The 15,782-nt window shown below is 61.8% G+C and carries 13 protein-coding genes; 9 read left to right on the top strand and 4 right to left on the bottom strand.

All coding sequences use genetic code 11. The annotated features are described in order from the left end of the window. The first annotated feature begins 57 nt into the window (after nucleotides 1-57). Entirely contained in the window at nucleotides 58-636 is a 579-nt protein-coding gene (locus AC2FNL_RS12745; RefSeq protein WP_496833873.1) for a TetR/AcrR family transcriptional regulator, read from the top strand. Here the strand turns inward: AC2FNL_RS12745 and kynU are convergent. Beyond that, nucleotides 629-1,822, bottom strand: coding sequence for a kynureninase (gene kynU / locus AC2FNL_RS12740; RefSeq protein WP_496833872.1), 1,194 nt, complete (start codon nucleotides 1,820-1,822; stop codon nucleotides 629-631). The two genes, AC2FNL_RS12745 and kynU, sit on opposite strands and share 8 nt — an antisense overlap. Nucleotides 1,823-2,020: 198 nt before the next feature. Between kynU and AC2FNL_RS12735 the strand changes: the two genes are divergently transcribed. From AC2FNL_RS12735 to AC2FNL_RS12710, 6 genes are all read left to right on the top strand, one after another. Next, nucleotides 2,021-2,470, top strand: a complete 450-nt coding sequence (locus AC2FNL_RS12735) for a methyltransferase family protein (RefSeq protein WP_093964875.1) — start codon at nucleotides 2,021-2,023, stop codon at nucleotides 2,468-2,470. A 130-nt stretch (nucleotides 2,471-2,600) separates the two neighbouring features. Further along, nucleotides 2,601-4,172, top strand: a complete 1,572-nt coding sequence (locus tag AC2FNL_RS12730; protein WP_170340345.1) for a Re/Si-specific NAD(P)(+) transhydrogenase subunit alpha — start codon at nucleotides 2,601-2,603, stop codon at nucleotides 4,170-4,172. A gap of 13 nt (nucleotides 4,173-4,185) precedes the next feature. Beyond that, entirely contained in the window at nucleotides 4,186-5,640 is a 1,455-nt protein-coding gene (locus tag AC2FNL_RS12725) for an NAD(P)(+) transhydrogenase (Re/Si-specific) subunit beta (protein ID WP_496833871.1), read from the top strand. A gap of 98 nt (nucleotides 5,641-5,738) precedes the next feature. Continuing rightward, entirely contained in the window at nucleotides 5,739-6,095 is a 357-nt protein-coding gene (locus AC2FNL_RS12720) for a VOC family protein (protein ID WP_149776878.1), read from the top strand. A gap of 106 nt (nucleotides 6,096-6,201) precedes the next feature. Then, nucleotides 6,202-7,479, top strand: coding sequence for a DUF3422 family protein (locus AC2FNL_RS12715; protein ID WP_170527968.1), 1,278 nt, complete (start codon nucleotides 6,202-6,204; stop codon nucleotides 7,477-7,479). Nucleotides 7,480-7,548: 69 nt separating this feature from the next. Next, nucleotides 7,549-8,685 carry an MFS transporter gene (locus tag AC2FNL_RS12710; RefSeq protein WP_496833870.1) on the top strand — a complete coding sequence of 379 codons (1,137 nt, stop codon included), beginning with the start codon at nucleotides 7,549-7,551 and terminating at the stop codon, nucleotides 8,683-8,685. Between the two features lie 7 nt (nucleotides 8,686-8,692). On the opposite strand, the gene AC2FNL_RS12705 is transcribed toward AC2FNL_RS12710, so the two are convergent. The 3 genes from AC2FNL_RS12705 to AC2FNL_RS12695 all read right to left on the bottom strand — a co-directional run bounded on the left by AC2FNL_RS12705 (nucleotide 8,693) and on the right by AC2FNL_RS12695 (nucleotide 12,474). After that, nucleotides 8,693-9,673: an ABC transporter permease gene (locus tag AC2FNL_RS12705; RefSeq protein ID WP_496833869.1), complete on the bottom strand. Its 981-nt coding sequence runs from the start codon at nucleotides 9,671-9,673 to the stop codon at nucleotides 8,693-8,695. Further along, nucleotides 9,666-10,673 (bottom strand): ABC transporter permease, encoded by a 1,008-nt coding sequence (locus tag AC2FNL_RS12700; protein WP_170340351.1) that lies wholly within the window; start codon nucleotides 10,671-10,673, stop codon nucleotides 9,666-9,668. Before AC2FNL_RS12700 ends, AC2FNL_RS12705 begins: the two co-directional genes overlap by 8 nt. A 94-nt stretch (nucleotides 10,674-10,767) precedes the next feature. Next, nucleotides 10,768-12,474, bottom strand: a complete 1,707-nt coding sequence (locus tag AC2FNL_RS12695) for a peptide ABC transporter substrate-binding protein (protein WP_093965071.1) — start codon at nucleotides 12,472-12,474, stop codon at nucleotides 10,768-10,770. Between the two features lie 282 nt (nucleotides 12,475-12,756). Between AC2FNL_RS12695 and AC2FNL_RS12690 the strand changes: the two genes are divergently transcribed. Both AC2FNL_RS12690 and argE read left to right on the top strand, forming a co-directional pair. After that, the gene (locus AC2FNL_RS12690) at nucleotides 12,757-14,577 is read left to right on the top strand and encodes an ABC transporter ATP-binding protein (protein ID WP_170598430.1); all 1,821 of its coding nucleotides are present in this window, start codon (nucleotides 12,757-12,759) and stop codon (nucleotides 14,575-14,577) included. A gap of 5 nt (nucleotides 14,578-14,582) precedes the next feature. Next, nucleotides 14,583-15,749 carry an acetylornithine deacetylase gene (argE, locus tag AC2FNL_RS12685; RefSeq protein WP_496833868.1) on the top strand — a complete coding sequence of 389 codons (1,167 nt, stop codon included), beginning with the start codon at nucleotides 14,583-14,585 and terminating at the stop codon, nucleotides 15,747-15,749. The last annotated feature ends 33 nt before the right edge of the window (nucleotides 15,750-15,782 follow it).

The raw sequence follows: 15,782 nt of genomic DNA, 5'->3' as shown, positions 1-15,782 counted from the left end.
TGAAAAATGTCAGTGCGTCAATTGACAATTTCGCGGGAAACTGTCAGAGATCAATTCATGGCGGAAAAACTGGATGATACACGGGCAAAGGCGATCCTGACTTCGGCGTTTCAGGCCTTTTCCGCCTATGGGTTCCGCAAGACCTCGATGGATGACATAGCGCGTGGCGCGGGTATGTCCCGTCCGGCGGTCTATCTGCATTACAAGAACAAAGAGGCCATCGTTCGCAGCTTGACGCAGGCGCATTACGCCGAAAAGATCGCGGCGGTGGCGCAGGCGCTGCAGGGCGACGGAACGGTGCCCGAGATCCTTGCGCGGGCGATTGACGCGCAGATCGCCGGGATGGCGGCCATACTGGCCTCGCCGCATGGGCTTGAGATGCTGGATACCAGCAAGTCCACCGCCGCCGACATCGTGGCCGAGGGTGAGGCGGCGCTGGCGGACCTCTACGCCGTATGGCTGGAGCGTGAACTGGCGGCGGGTCGCGTGCTCCTGCCGGACGGACCGGCCGAGACCGCGCGGACCATCACCGCCGCGCTGAAGGGGATCAAGATGACCGCCTCGAACGCCGAGGAGTTCGAGCAGCGCATCGCCCAGCTGACCGCGCTGATCGGCGCGGGGCTTGAGGTCAGGTAACCCGCTGCCGGATCTTGTATTCCGGCTTGTCCCACAAACGGTTCTGCATGATGTCCGTCAGGACCTCGACGGCGCGCGTCACGTCGCCTTCGTCGATATACAGCGGCGTGAAGCCGAACCGCATGATGTCGGGCGCGCGGAAATCCCCGATCACACCGCGGGCGATCAGGGCCTGCATCGCCGCGTAACCGTCGGCAAACCGGAACGAGACCTGGCTGCCGCGCATCGCGGGGTCGCGGGGGCTGGCCAGCTCCAGATCGGGGCAGGTGGCCTCGACCTGCTGGACGAACTGTTCGGTCAGGGCAATGGACTTGGCGCGTACATCATCCATGTCGGCCATGTCCCAGATATCCATCGCCGCGGCCAGCGCGGTCATCTGGATCACCGGGGGCGTGCCGACGCGCATGCGCTCGATGCCTGCGCCGGGGCGATAGTCGAGGTCGAAGGCAAACGGCGCCTCGTGCCCCAACCAGCCCGACAGGGCCGGGCGCGCGGTGTCGGCCCATTTCGGAGCGACATAGATGAAGGCCGGAGCGCCCGGGCCGCCGTTGAGGTATTTGTAGGTGCACCCCGCCGCGAAATCGGCGTTGCACCCGGCCAGGTCGACCGGGATGGCCCCGGCAGAGTGGGCAAGATCCCACACCGTGATGACGCCCCGAGCATGTGCCAGATCGGTCAGCGCCTTCATGTCATGCCTGCGGCCGGTGCGATAGTCGACCTCGGTCAGCATCAGCACGGCGACGTCGTCGGTGATGTGCTCGGCCACGGCCTCGGGGTCCACGACCCGAAGCTCGTACCCCTCGCCCAGCGAGCGCAGCAGCCCGTCAGCCATGTAGAGATCGGAGGGGAAGTTGCCGTTGTCCGACAGGACCACCTTGCGCCCCGGGTTCAGCTCCAATGCCGAGGCAACCGCCTGATAGACCTTGATCGACAGCGTGTCGCCTACCACGACCGTGCCGGGTGCGGCGCCGATCAGGCGGCCGATCCGATCGCCCAGGTCGGTCGGCATGCTCATCCATCCGGCCTTGTTCCACCCGGTGATCAGCATCTGGCCCCATTCCTCGGTCAGCATCTTCTGCACTTTCGCGGCCGCCGCCTTGGGCAGAGGGCCCAGCGAGTTGCCGTCCAGATACAGCACTCCTTCCGGCAGGTGGAACATGGCTTTGGTGGCGGCGAAATCGGTCATGATCAATCCCGGTGTTTTCTTGTGTCCGAACCGGGGTATCGGATCGGTGCCGGGCTGTCTACGCCCGCCTGTTTGTGGCCTGGGTGCACAATATTCGGCCGCAGGGCCAAGATGCTTTGCCATCGGGGTCTGAAAGCGGTAGGACTTGGCCCGGAAGCGACATGTGTCGGTGCATGTCGTCATTCAAAAGGGATGCTCATGCGCCGTATCGACGTACCGCCACTGTGGCTTTTGGGCTTCGCGGTGTTGGCCTGGTTGCAGGGCCGTTATCTGTCGCTCGGCCTGTCGCTGGAAGGCGGGTTGACCGACCTGCTGAGCGGTCTGCTGATTGGTGGGGGGATCCTGTTGGCGGTTCTGGCAATCGTAGAATTCCGCCGCCACCGTACGACGGTCATTCCGCATGAAACACCTACCGCAATGGTGCAATCGGGCATCTACAAACGCAGCCGCAACCCAATCTATCTGGGCGATGTCCTGATCCTTGCCGGGCTGATCCTGCGTTTCGATGCCGTGCTGTCGCTTGTTTTGGTTCCGGTTTTCGTCTGGGTACTGGAACGGCGGTTCATCCTGCCCGAAGAGGACCGCCTGCGCCGCACCTTCCGTGCGGATTTCGCGCGTTACGAACGCAAAACCCGTCGGTGGATCTGAAATGCGCCGACCCGTGACACAACGTAATGAATGCTGCGCTTGCGAAATAATGTTGCGCAGGATAGATCTTTGCTTAACAAACAATACCGACCACCCGCTCGGTCAGAGTGAAAATTAGGGGGACTTGCCGGTGAAAATAGGCACGCCAAAGGAAATACTGAAAGGCGAGAACCGGGTCGCGATGACTCCGGAGTCAGCCGTGCAGCTGCAGAAATTGGGCTACGAATGCGCCATCGAGAAGGGGGCCGGTGCTGCCGCCGGTTTCTCGGACGAGGCTTACGAGGCCGTCGGGGTGGAAATCGTCAAGACAGCCGCCTCTTTGTGGAAATCGTCGGACATCATCGCCAAGGTGCGCGTGCCCACCGAGACCGAAATGAAGCGCCTGACCAAGGGCAAGACGCTGATCTCGTTCTTCAACCCGGCAGGGAACGAAGAAGGGATGGAATTGGCGAAAGCCAAGGGCGCCAATGTCATCGCGATGGAAATGGTGCCCCGCATCAGCCGCGCGCAGAAGATGGACGCTTTGTCTTCGATGGCCAACATCGCCGGGTACCGTGCGGTGATCGAAGCGGGCAACAACTTTGGCCGTTTCTTCACCGGCCAGGTGACGGCCGCGGGCAAGGTGCCGCCGGCCAAGGTTTTGATCGTTGGTGCTGGCGTGGCAGGTCTGGCCGCCATCGGGACGTCGACGTCGCTTGGCGCGATCACCTATGCGTTCGATGTGCGCCCCGAGGTCGCCGAACAGGTCGAGTCGATGGGCGCCGAATTCGTCTATCTGGACTTTGAGGAAGAACAGCAGGATGGCTCGGCCACCGGAGGGTATGCTTCGGTTCAGTCCGAGGAGTTCCGCAACGCGCAGCTGGCCAAGTTCCGCGAGCTGGCGCCCGAGATGGACATCGTCATCACTACGGCCTTGATCCCCAACCGCCCGGCCCCCAAGCTGTGGCTTGAGGATATGGTCAAGGCGATGAAGCCCGGCTCGGTCATTGTAGACCTTGCGGCCGAGCGTGGAGGCAATGTCGAAGGCACCGTGCCGGATGAAAAGGTCGTGACCGACAATGGCGTGACCATCATCGGCTATACCGACTTCCCCAGCCGGATGGCGGCTCAGTCTTCGTCGCTTTATGCGACCAACATCCGTCACATGATGACTGACCTGACCCCCGACAAGGACGGTCAGATCAACCACAACATGGAAGATGACGTGATCCGTGGCGCGACCGTCACCTACGAAGGTGAGATCACATTCCCGCCACCACCGCCCAAGGTGCAGGCCATAGCGGCCAAACCCAAGGCCGAGGTCAAGGAACTGACGCCCGAAGAAAAGCGCGCGCAAGAGATCGCGGCCTTCAAGGCGCAGACCAAGCAGCAGGTCACCCTGCTGGGCGTGGGCGGTGCGCTGATGCTGTTGGTGGGGCTGGTGGCTCCGGCCAGCTTCATGCAGCATTTCATCGTCTTCGTGCTGGCCGTTTTTGTGGGCTTCCAGGTGATCTGGAACGTCAGCCACAGTCTGCACACACCGTTGATGGCGATCACCAACGCGATTTCCTCGATCATCATCGTGGGCGCGTTGATGCAGATCGGGTCGGGGTCTTTCCTAGTCATTCTGCTGGCGGCGCTGTCGATTTTCATGGCCGGGATCAACATCTTCGGCGGTTTCCTCGTAACCCGGCGCATGCTCGCCATGTTCCAGAAATCTTAAGGAGGCCGGGCACATGGAATTTGGCTTCACCACTGCCGCCTATGTCGTTGCGGCTGTTCTGTTCATCCTTTCGCTCGGCGGCCTGTCGAACCAGGAAAGCGCCAAGCGCGCGGTTTGGTACGGCATCGTCGGTATGGCCTTGGCGGTGTTCGCCACGCTGGTCGGCCCCGGATCGGGCCTGTGGCTGCTGTCGCTGCTGCTGATCATCGGCGGTGGTCTGATTGGTCAATACGTGGCGCAGCGCGTCCAGATGACCGAGATGCCGCAGCTTGTGGCCGCCATGCACTCGCTGGTGGGTCTGGCGGCTGTTTTCGTCGGGTACAACGCCCATTTCGAGATCAAGAACGTCGCCGAAGTCCTTGCGATCGTTGACGCGGCCAAGGATGCCGACCTGTCGGATCTGGGCGCCTTCGCGAAACTGATCGCCAAGAAAACCCCGGCCGAGCTGGCCATTCTGCATGTCGAGCTGTTCCTGGGCATCTTCATCGGTGCGATCACTTTTACCGGTTCGGTCGTGGCCTATGGCAAGCTGGCCGGCAAGGTGACGTCTGCGGCAACCAAGCTGCCGGGCGGCCATGCGCTGAACGCGGCGGCGGCAGGTCTCTCGTTGATCTGTCTGATCTGGTACACCGCTTCAGGCGGCTTCTTCCCGCTGTTCCTGATGACGCTGGCGGCGCTGTTCATCGGCTATCACCTGATCATGGGTATCGGCGGTGCCGACATGCCGGTGGTTGTGTCGATGCTGAACAGCTACTCGGGCTGGGCGGCAGCGGCGATCGGCTTCAGCCTCGGCAACGACCTGCTGATCGTGGTTGGTGCGCTTGTGGGCTCGTCGGGTGCGATCCTGTCCTACATCATGTGTAAGGCGATGAACCGTCACTTTGTCAGCGTGATCCTGGGCGGCTTTGGTGGCCCACAGGGTGAACAGATGGCGGTTGAGGGCGAGCAGGTGGCGATCGACGCTGACGGTGTTGCAGCGGCGCTGAACGATGCCGACAGCGTCATCATCATCCCCGGCTACGGAATGGCGGTGGCGCAGGCGCAGCAATCGGTCAGCGAACTGGTCCGCAAGCTGCGCGCCAAGGGCAAGAATGTGCGCTTTGCCATCCACCCTGTCGCGGGCCGTCTTCCGGGCCACATGAACGTGCTGCTGGCCGAGGCCAAGGTGCCCTATGACATCGTGCTGGAAATGGACGAGATCAACGACGACTTCCCGGAAACGGATGTGGCGATCGTCATCGGCTCGAACGACATCGTGAACCCTGCGGCGCAGGAAGACCCGAACAGCCCCATTGCCGGAATGCCGGTTCTGGAATGCTGGAAGGCCAAGCAGGTGATCGTCTCGAAACGCGGGCAGGGAACTGGGTATTCGGGCATCGAAAACCCGCTGTTCTACAAGGAAAATACCCGCATGTTCTATGGCGACGCCAAGCAGTCGCTGGACAAGCTGCTGCCAATGATCGACTGATCTGTGGCTGATATCCGTGGAAAAGGCGCCCCTCGCGGGCGCCTTTTTTCGTTTCAGGGTATGATGCCGTATCAACCCCAATCGGCAGGAGGTGTTCCGTGCAGAAGGTAAACGGCATTGGCGGGGTGTTCTTTCGCGCCCGCGATCCGAAGGCTCTGTCGCAATGGTACGAGACCCATCTGGGCGTCAATCACTATGACCCGGTCCCGTGGAAGCAGCGCGAAGGCTACACGGTGTTTGCCCCATTCGCGGCGGATACGGACTATTTCGGCGATGCGGCGCAACAATGGATGATCAATTTCCGAGTCGACGATCTGGCGGCCATGGTCGACCAACTGCGTGCGGCTGGAATCGAGGTGGAGACCCGTGACGAATGGAACAGCGAGATCGGAAAATTCGCCCGCTTGCACGACCCCGAGGGCAATCCCATTGAGCTCTGGCAGCCAAATCAATGAGATAGCCGGCTTGTATACCGCGGTATCCACGTAAGTATATGAAATAAAAAGAGAATTGATGAAATCCTCCGGTGTCGTATAGTGCCCGGAACACAAGGAGCCGTTCATGACGCCAATCGAGGATCATCCGCTGCGCTATGCGTTGGCCAATGAATTGCACGCGCGGCCGTTCCCCGTGGCGCAGGCGCCGTGCACGGTTGTCTTCCTTGCGATCAAAAAGCCGGTCGCCGCGGTGGCGCGCGACCGGGCCGAAGATATGGCCCACCTGATCGACCTGTTGGACCGCCACGGGGCGCAGCATCCGCAGCCCGATGCCACCCACTATGCCGGCCAGATCGGGCGGCATTGGTTGAAGTGGGAACACCACACGGAATTCGTGACCTACACGGCCATTACTCAGAATGTCAGCGAGCGTGCCTTCAACCCCGCCGATTTCGAGGTATTTCCCCCCGACTGGCTGATGGCCAGTCCGGGCCAGCGCGTGACCTCGATCATGCTGCGGGTGGTGCCGCGCCCGGATGACGGGGCCACGCAAGCCGCGCTGGCGGACTGGTTCGAGCCGGAAAGCCTGGCGGTGTCGCGGGTGCTGGACGACTCGGCGATTTGCGCCAGCGATTTTCGCATCGACCCAGCGGGTCACATGCGGTTTGCTCTGTTCGTGTCCGAGGGCACCGGGCGCAGGCGCACCGGCCGGATCATCCAGCGCCTGTGCGAGATCGAGACCTACAAGGCGATGTCCATGTTGGGCTTTGCCCGGGTCAAGGCCCTGATGCCCCAGATCGGCGAGTTGGACCGGCAACTGACCCAGCTGATGGGCGAAATGACCAAGGACACGACCCATCCAGACGATCTGCTGCCGCAATTGCTGGCCACCTCGACCGAACTCGAGACTCTGTCGGCGCGATCGGCCTTTCGCTTTGCCGCGACTGGGGCCTACGAGGCCATCGTGCACCAGCGGATCGAGGCGCTGCGCGAGGATCGCTTTCATGGGCGTCAGACATTCGCCGATTTCATGATGCGCCGCTATGACCCGGCCATGCGCACGGTCAAAGCGACCGAACGTCGGCTGCAGGCGCTTTCGGACCGGGCCATTCGGGCCGGTGATCTGCTGCGAACTCGGGTCGATGTCGAGCGCAGCGCGCAGAACCAGGCCTTGCTGGAGAGCATGGACCGCCGGGCGGATCTGGCGCTGCGATTGCAGCACACGGTCGAAGGCCTGTCGGTGGTCGCCATCAGCTATTACGCCGTGTCGCTGGTCAGTTACCTGCTGTACCCGTTGACCAATGCCGGGATCAGCAAGGGGATGCTGACCGCAGGCGTGACGCTGCCTGTTGTGGCGCTTGTCTGGCTGGCCGTTCGCCGCATCCGCCGCAAGCTGGAATAGCGCGGCTTGCCAACCGGCGCGCCGCCTGTATTGCTGCAAGGCAGATATTTCGCAGGCAGGGCAGGTTTCATGATCGGATTGGTTTCAGCCTGGCGGGCCGTGGCCGCCATGTTCATCCTGAACGGCGCCCTGTTCGGCATCTGGGCCTCGCGCATTCCGGCCGTCCGTGACCGTCTGGGGCTGAGCCACGAGGAGCTTGGTTATGGCCTGTTGTTCATGGCAGCCGGCGCGGTGTGTTCCTTTCCAGTCACCGGACGCCTGACCGACAGATTCGGCGCGGTGACGGTGACGCGGGTGATCGCGGTTCTGTACACAGCATCACTGATCCTTCTTGCGGCCGCCGACAGCTTCGGCATGCTGGCCGCCTTCCTGTTCATCTTCGGGGCCTTCCACGGCTCGATGGATGTGGCCATGAACGCCTGGGCCGCCGAGGTCGAGCAGGCCTATGCCAAACCGGTCATGTCCTCGTTCCACGCGATGTGGAGCCTCGGCGCCGGGCTAGGGGCGCTCAGCGGCTATGGCGCGGTTCAGATGCAACTTGCCGTGTTGCCGCATTTCCTGCTGGCTGGCGGGGCAACCGTCGCGCTCGCGCTTGCCCTGTCCTGGGTCCGATGGACGTCGCGGCGGGTGCAGTCCGACGGCGCCACGATCTTTGCCTTGCCCAGCGGCGTTCTGGTTCTGGTCGGGCTGACCGCGATGTGCGGCGCGTTGGGCGAGGGTGCAGTGGCTGACTGGAGCGCCATCTTGCTGCGGGATGTCACGGGTGTGGCTGAAAGCGTTGCGGCCTTGGGCTATGCCGTCTTTTCGGTGTCCATGGTTGCCGTGCGGCTGCTGGGCGGCCTCGTGATCGCCCGGTTCGGCCCGGTGCCGGTGGCCCGGGTCAGCGGAGCCTGCGCCGCCGTCGGCGTGTTCCTGGTGGTATCGGCTGGGGGCGCGGTCGGGGCGCTGGCTGGATTCGCGATGATGGGCGTGGGCTATGCGGTGATCATGCCGCTGGCTTTCAGCCGGGCCGCGAACGACCCGCATGTCCCGCCGGGGCAGGCCATCGCCAGTGTGGCCACTTTGGGGTACGGAGGTTTGCTGATCGGTCCGCCGCTGATCGGGCTTCTGGCGGGGATCCTGTCACTGCGGCTGGCCTTTGCCGTCCTGCTGCCGCTGGCAGTGGTGATCGTGGTGTTGGCCGGCGCGCTCAGGCGCGCCGACTGACTTTGGTTCAGCGTCCGCGGATCCGCGGATCGAGCGCATCGCGCAGGCCGTCGCCCAGATAGTTCACGCTGAGAACGGTCAGCGAGATCGCCAGGCCGGGCCAGAACACACGCTCGGGGTATTGCTGCAGATAGTCGACACCATCGAACAGCAGCCGGCCCCAGGTGGGGAAGTCAGGCGGGAAGCCCAGCCCCAGGAAGGACAGCGCGCTTTCGGTGATGATCGCCGTGGCGATGCCCAGCGTGGCCGACACCATGATCGGCGACAGCACGTTGGGCAGGATGTGCCGGGTGATGATCTGCGTGTTGCTGGTACCGATCGAGCGGGCGGCCAGAACAAACTCGCGTTCCTTGATGGCCAGCACGTCGCCGCGCACGATCCGCGCCGTAGGCATCCACGAGGTGATGCCGATGGCGCAGACGATCAGGATGAAGATCCCGCGCTCGAGCCCGAACGCAGCGGACAGAGGCTCGCGGAACAGCAGCATCATCACCAGCAGCAGCGGTAGCAGCGGCAGGGCCAGAAACAGGTCGGTCAGGCGCATCAGCGGCCCGTCCAACCGTTTGAAGAACCCGGCAACCACGCCGATGAACGACCCCAGGAACAGCGCCAGCAGCATCGCAGTGATGCCGACCGAGACCGAAGTCTGCCCCCCCGACATCATTCGCGCCATGATGTCCCGGCCCAGCTGATCGGTGCCGAACGGGTGGGCCCAGCTGGGCCCCTGGTTGCGGGCACGGATGTCGATCTGGGTCGGGTCGATGGTCCACAGGAACGGGCCAAGGTAGACGGCCGCGACGATGAAGACGAACAGCATCGCGCCGATCATAGCGCCCTTGTGGGTCTTGAACTGGTCCCACACGTCGCGCCACTGGCTGCGGGGCGGGGTGGTCAGTTCTTCCATTACATCGGCAGTCGGCAAGGCCGTCGAGGCCGGCGCAAGGCCCTCATCAGGGACCAGCGTGTCTGATTGATTGTGATCAGTCATAGCGGATCCTCGGGTCCAGAATGCCGTAGAGAACGTCTGCGATCAGGTTGAACAGGACGATCAACACGGCAAAGATGAAGGTCAGCGTCTGCACCATCGGGAGGTCATTGGCCTGAATTGCGCCGATCAGCAGCTGGCCGATGCCGTTCACCTTGAACACCTGCTCGGTGATGATCGCGCCACCAAATATCGCCGGAATACCCAGAGCGATCACGGTGACCACCGGGATCATCGAGTTGCGCAGGACATGCACCATGACGACGGTGTACTCGCTCAGCCCCTTGGCGCGCGCAGTACGGACGTAGTCCTGGTTCAGGTTGTCCAGCATCGAGGCGCGCATGAACCGGCTGAGCTGCGCCGTGATCTGCAACGCCAGCACCATCACGGGCATGATCATCTGTTTCAGCTGAACGACGAAGCTGTCCCAGTCATTGACCACATGCGTCGTGTCATAGATCGACGGGAACCAGCCCAACTGGACCGAGAAGATCACGATCACCAGCACCCCCGAGAAGAACGGCGGAACCGAGAAACCGACCATCGACACGAAAGTACCCATTTGGTCGAACCACGAATACTGGCGATAGGCCGAATAGATGCCGATGGGCAGGGCGATCAGGATGGCGACCACATAGGCGGTGCCTACAACCCACAGGGTCTGCGGGATACGCTGAACGACGATGTCCATGACGGGCGAGCGGGTCTGCCACGAAATCACACGCAGGTCACCTTCGGAAAAGGTGGTGCCAAAGATGTGGTCAACCAGAACCTGCGGTTCGATCCAGAAGAACTGCACGATCCATTTCCAGAACCGGACATGCATCGGCTGGCCGAGGCCAAGCGCCTCGCGCATCTTCTCTTTGACTTCGGGCGGAACGGTAAGCGGAACCTGTGCCATCGGGTCGCCGGGGGCGAGCTCGAGCAGCAGGAAGATGACGAGGCTGATGAACAAGAGCGTCGGAACGGCCAGGATCAGTCGTCGAATGGTGAAGTTGAGCATTAAGAGGCGCCTTTATATGCGTCTTCTTGTTGGTGGAACTTGCGAAAGACCGCGCCCCGATACAGATCGGGACGCGGCTGTGCAAGGCTAGCGCTTAGGAACCGGTCTTGCGGTACCAGTCAGCGATGTTCCACAGTTCGCTGTCCCACACGTTCAGGACGACACCGCCCAGAGTGTTGGCGTGGGCCGACAGACGACCACGGTGGACCAGCGGGATCATGCCGCCGTTCTGAACCATGATGTCGTTCAGCTGCTTCGCGATTTCGGCGCGCTGCTCCAGACCGGCGGTCTGCGCCAGTTGGGCGTGCAGCTTGTCGAACTCTTCGTTGCAGAAGCGGCTGATGTTCTCACCCTGCCACTGGGTCTCGGGACGCGGTGCCTTGTCGCACAGGCCGTTGCCCAGATAGCTTTGCGGGTCGGTGCCGTTGAAGGTGTTGGCGTACATCTCGACGTCAGCATAGAACTTCTGGAACGTGTCGGGCGAGCCCGGGTCACCACCGAAGAAGACCGAAGCGTTGATGTTGCGCAGTTCGGTTTCGATGCCGATCTGACTCCACCATTCCTTGATCAGCGCCTGGAAGTCCTGACGGACGGCGTTGGTCGAGGTCTGATAGACAATCTTCAGCGGAACGCCATCCTTCTCGCGGACGCCGTCGCCGTCGGTGTCGACGATGCCGGCATCATCCAGAAGTTTCTTGGCGCCTTCGATATCCTGCGTGTCGCAGGTCATCGAGGTCGAGTTGAACGCAGCCGGAGCCGGTACCCAGTTGCAGGTCACTTTACCCGCCTGGCCATAGCCGATCTCAACCAGCAGCGGGCGGTCGATTGCCATCGACATAGCCTTGTAGACCGCCGGATCCTGCAGGAACGGGTGCGGGTGCTTGGCCGTCGAACGCTCGCCTTCCGGCAGTTCGGGCGACGGGTTGGTCTGGTTCAGCATGATGCGCTCGACCAGCGGGCCAAAGCCTGCCACCGGAGTGCCTTTGCCGCCTTCCTGCATCTGCGCGATCACTTCGGGCGCCAGCTGCAGGTTCCAGGCATAGTCGAACTCGCCGGTTTCCATCACGGCGCGACCGGCCGCGGTCGCATCGCCGCCGCCCTTGAAGGTCACGGTTGCGAAGGCCGGTTTCGCCGGGTCACGATAGTTGTCGTTGGCCTTGAAGGTGATCACGTCGTTCGGCTTGAACTCGGTGACGACAAACGGGCCGGTGCCGATCGGGTTGAAGTTCTGCTCGGTGCACTCCGGAGCTTTCGCGCCCATGCAGTCCGCGAACTGAGCTGCCTGGATGATCGGGCTTTCGCCGCCGACGAACGGACCGTAGGGGAACGGGGTCGGCTTGTCGAAAGTGACCTTGACGGTCAGATCATCCACAGCTTCGACGCTGGTGACGCCTTCGAACTTGGTCACCTGCGCACAGCCACCTTCGGGGTCCATGCAGTAATCGGCGGTGAATTTCACGTCGGCCGAGGTGAACGGCGTGCCATCCGACCAGGTGATCCCCGGAGCGATCTTCCACGTGATCGAGGTGAGATCCTCGCTCACACCGCCGTTTTCGACGGTCGGGATTTCGGCTGCCAGATAGGGCACCATGTTGCCGTCTTGGTCGTAGCGTGCCAGGGGTTCGATCACCAGCGAGGCCGCTTCGACGTCTTTGGTGCCGCCCGACAGGAACGGGTTCAGGATCGAGGGTGCTTGCCAATAGATGATGCTGACGTTGCCGTCCGATCCGCGCTCGGCCATGGCCATCGGGGCCATCGCCGTGCTTGCAATCGCACCAAGCAAAAGGGTTTTGATTTTCATCATACACTCCTTGTTGGACACATTCGTGTCTCGATTTTCTCCGCAAGGCCTGCGGATTTGGCGTTGCCGTGCCGGGCTCAAGCCACTGAAACAAAAGGCAATTGCGCAAATGTCTGCGCACTACGCCCAAATTCTCGGCACGGTTACGCGGGTTATCGAAACAGAGTTTGCAGAAATTGCAAGCCTTGCCGCAGCGAAACTGGCAATGCGTTTGACTTTTCCTGTCAGCCCGCCTTAGCGTTTGGCAACCAAAACACTCATGCAGCCAAGGGGAGCGCTCGCGTGCTGGATCAGCCTATCGCCCAGATCAGGGAACTTCGGGTCGAATTCCAAACCAAGGATGGGCCCGTCGTCGGGGTCGAGGACGTCTCGTTCGAGGTCCGTCCGGGCGAAACCGTCTGCATCGTGGGCGAATCGGGATCGGGCAAGTCCGTGTCTTCGCTGTCGTTGATGCGCCTTGTTGAATTTGGCGGGGGTGAGATCGCCGGCGGACAGCTGATTTTCGACCGTACCGACGGAACCGAGCTGGATTTAGCCAAGACCGATCAGGACCTTATGAAGCAGATTCGCGGCAACGAAATCGGGATGATCTTTCAGGAGCCGATGACGGCGCTGAACCCCGTTTTCACGGTTGGGCGACAGCTGACCGAAGGGTTGCGGATTCACAAGGATATGTCCAAGTCCCAGGCCGAAGCACGGGCCTTGGAACTGCTGAAACAGGTCCGTATCCCCGAACCCGAGCGGCGGCTCAAGCAGTATCCGCACGAATTGTCTGGCGGGATGCGCCAGCGGGTTGTGATCGCCATGGCCATGGCCTGCGAGCCGCGGTTGCTGATCGCCGATGAACCCACCACGGCGCTGGACGTGACGATCCAGGCCGAGATCCTCGCTCTGATGGATCGGCTGAAGCGTGAAACCGGCACGGCGGTCATGTTCATCACCCATGACATGGCCGTGGTCGCACAGATGGCTGACAGGGTTGTCGTCATGTACCGCGGCAACAAGGTCGAAGAGGGTACCGTCACCGAGATTTTCGAGAATCCCCAGCATGACTACACCAAGGCTCTGCTGGCCGCGGTGCCCAAGCTGGGTGAGATGCGCGGAAAGTCCGCCCCCGAGCCGATGAAGTTGTTGGGTGTCGAAGGACAGAAGATCGCCCCGATTCCCGGAACCGAGGAAGTTTTGCTGTCAGTCCGGAACCTGACCACGCGGTTCCCGGTCAAAGGCGGGATCCTGCGCCGCACCATTTCGAATGTGCATGCGGTTGAAGATGTCTCATTCACCCTGAACAGAGGGCAGACGTTGAGCCTTGTTGGGGAGTCGGGTTGTGGAAAATCCTCGGCCGGCCGCTCGATCCTGCGGTTGATAGAGCCGATGGCCGGCGAAATCAGTCTTGATGGTGTGGACATCATGAAGCTGGAACAGAAGGGCCTGCGCAAGGCCCGTCTGGATATGCAGATGATTTTTCAGGACCCATTCGCATCGCTGAACCCGCAGATGCAGTTGGTTGATCAGGTGGCCGAGCCGATGCGCAATTATGGCGTGGCATCGGGGTCGGAACTGCAGGACCGGGTCGCACAGCTGTTCGACAAGGTGCACCTGCCACGAAGCTTCATGCGCCGGTTCCCGCACGAAATGTCGGGTGGGCAGCGGCAGAGAATTGCGATTGCCCGGGCGCTGGCCCTGAACCCGAAATTGATCATTGCGGACGAAGCGGTTTCCGCGCTGGACGTTTCCGTTCAGGCGCAGGTTCTGAACCTGATGATGGAATTGCAGTCCGAACTTGGGCTGAGCTATCTGTTCATCAGCCACGACATGGCCGTGGTTGAACGGGTCAGCCACCACGTGGGTGTGATGTATCTGGGCCGGATCGTCGAACTGGGCCCACGGGCGCGTGTATTTGAAAACCCGCAGCACCCCTATACGCAGGCATTGATGAAGGCGGTTCCGATCGCCGATCCCAATCAGCGCAAAACGGAAAAAGATCTGAATTTCAAACCGATCCCGTCTCCAATTCACCCAATCGGCTATGAGCCTGCGCCTTCGGAATACCGAGAGGTAGAGCCGGGTCACTTCATTCTGACGACCGACAGCGGCTACTGACCCACATGCCACAGCGCCTGACTCCGCTTGAGATCATGACCAAGCTGATCTCGTTTCCCACCGTCAGCCGCGACAGCAACCTGCCGCTGGTCGACTGGGTCGAAGACTACCTGAACGGCCACGGTATCCGTGCCCACCGATGGCCGGATCCGGATCAGCCGCACAAGGCGGCCCTGTTTGCCCATGTCGGCCCCTGGGAGGAAGGCGCGGTCGTGCTTTCCGGTCACACGGATGTGGTGCCGGTGGACGGACAACCCTGGGACAGCGACCCGTTTGTCGTGACCGAACGGGACGGCAAGTATTTCGGACGTGGCACATGTGACATGAAGGGCTTTGACGCCCTCGCCATCTGGGCGCTGGTCGAGGCGCAGTACGCCGACGTCAAACGCCCGCTGCAATTGGCGCTGAGCTTTGACGAGGAGGTCGGCTGCACCGGTGCGCCGCCCATGATCGTCGCCATGCAGGAGGTTCTGCCCAAGGGCTCGGCCGTGGTGGTGGGCGAGCCATCGATGATGCAAGCCGTCACCGGCCACAAGGGCAGTTTCGGCTATGATACCCATGTGGTGGGATACGAGGTGCACAGTTCGATCATGCATACCGGTGTCAATGCGATCATGTATGCCGCGCCGCTGATCGACTGGGCAAATGCCCAGAACGACATCAACATGGCGGCAGACCCCAGCGACATCGCGGCAGTCTTTGATCCTCCTTGGACAACCTGCCACGTGGGCATGATCAAGGGCGGCACTGCGCACAACATCACGGCCAAGGATTGCCGTTTCATGATGGATTTCCGGGTCGTCCCCGGCGAGCAGGCATCGGCTTGGAAAGAAGCCTATCTGGAACAGGTAAAAGTGGCGGAAAGGAAGATGCAGCAAGTGCATCCGGACGCCCATATCGAGGTGAAGGCCAGCTTTGCCGTTCCGGCGTTGGTCCCGGAAACCGATGGCGAAGCCGAGACGCTGGTGCGTGCCCTTACGGGCGACAACGCAACCCATGTCGTCAGCTATGGCACCGAAGCCGGTCAGTTCCAGGAAGCCGGTTACTCGGCCGTGATCTGTGGACCCGGAGATATCGCCCAGGCGCACCAGCCGAACGAATACATCACGATCGCTCAGTTCAACGCCGGCCATGACTTCATGCAGCGTCTGGTCTACAAACTGGCGGCGTGACCCAAAATAGGCACTGGAAACTCAGGATTTCAG

The sequence above is a fragment of the Ruegeria sp. CRTD044 genome (genome assembly GCF_059613485.1).
Note: the sequence above shows the minus strand (reverse complement) of the source record. Positions and strands in the feature narration are given on the sequence as shown.

What these genes read in the sequence shown, in the direction of transcription:
- AC2FNL_RS12725 (WP_496833871.1), top strand. Translation starts at nt 4,186, where the DNA reads ATGGAATTTGGCTTCACCACTGCCGCCTATGTCGTTGCGGCTGTTCTG.
- AC2FNL_RS12700 (WP_170340351.1), bottom strand. Translation starts at nt 10,673, where the DNA reads ATGCTCAACTTCACCATTCGACGACTGATCCTGGCCGTTCCGACGCTC.
- AC2FNL_RS12695 (WP_093965071.1), bottom strand. Translation starts at nt 12,474, where the DNA reads ATGAAAATCAAAACCCTTTTGCTTGGTGCGATTGCAAGCACGGCGATG.
- AC2FNL_RS12735 (WP_093964875.1), top strand. Translation starts at nt 2,021, where the DNA reads ATGCGCCGTATCGACGTACCGCCACTGTGGCTTTTGGGCTTCGCGGTG.
- argE (WP_496833868.1), top strand. Translation starts at nt 14,583, where the DNA reads ATGCCACAGCGCCTGACTCCGCTTGAGATCATGACCAAGCTGATCTCG.
- AC2FNL_RS12715 (WP_170527968.1), top strand. Translation starts at nt 6,202, where the DNA reads ATGACGCCAATCGAGGATCATCCGCTGCGCTATGCGTTGGCCAATGAA.
- AC2FNL_RS12705 (WP_496833869.1), bottom strand. Translation starts at nt 9,673, where the DNA reads ATGACTGATCACAATCAATCAGACACGCTGGTCCCTGATGAGGGCCTT.
- kynU (WP_496833872.1), bottom strand. Translation starts at nt 1,822, where the DNA reads ATGACCGATTTCGCCGCCACCAAAGCCATGTTCCACCTGCCGGAAGGA.
- AC2FNL_RS12745 (WP_496833873.1), top strand. Translation starts at nt 58, where the DNA reads ATGGCGGAAAAACTGGATGATACACGGGCAAAGGCGATCCTGACTTCG.
- AC2FNL_RS12710 (WP_496833870.1), top strand. Translation starts at nt 7,549, where the DNA reads ATGATCGGATTGGTTTCAGCCTGGCGGGCCGTGGCCGCCATGTTCATC.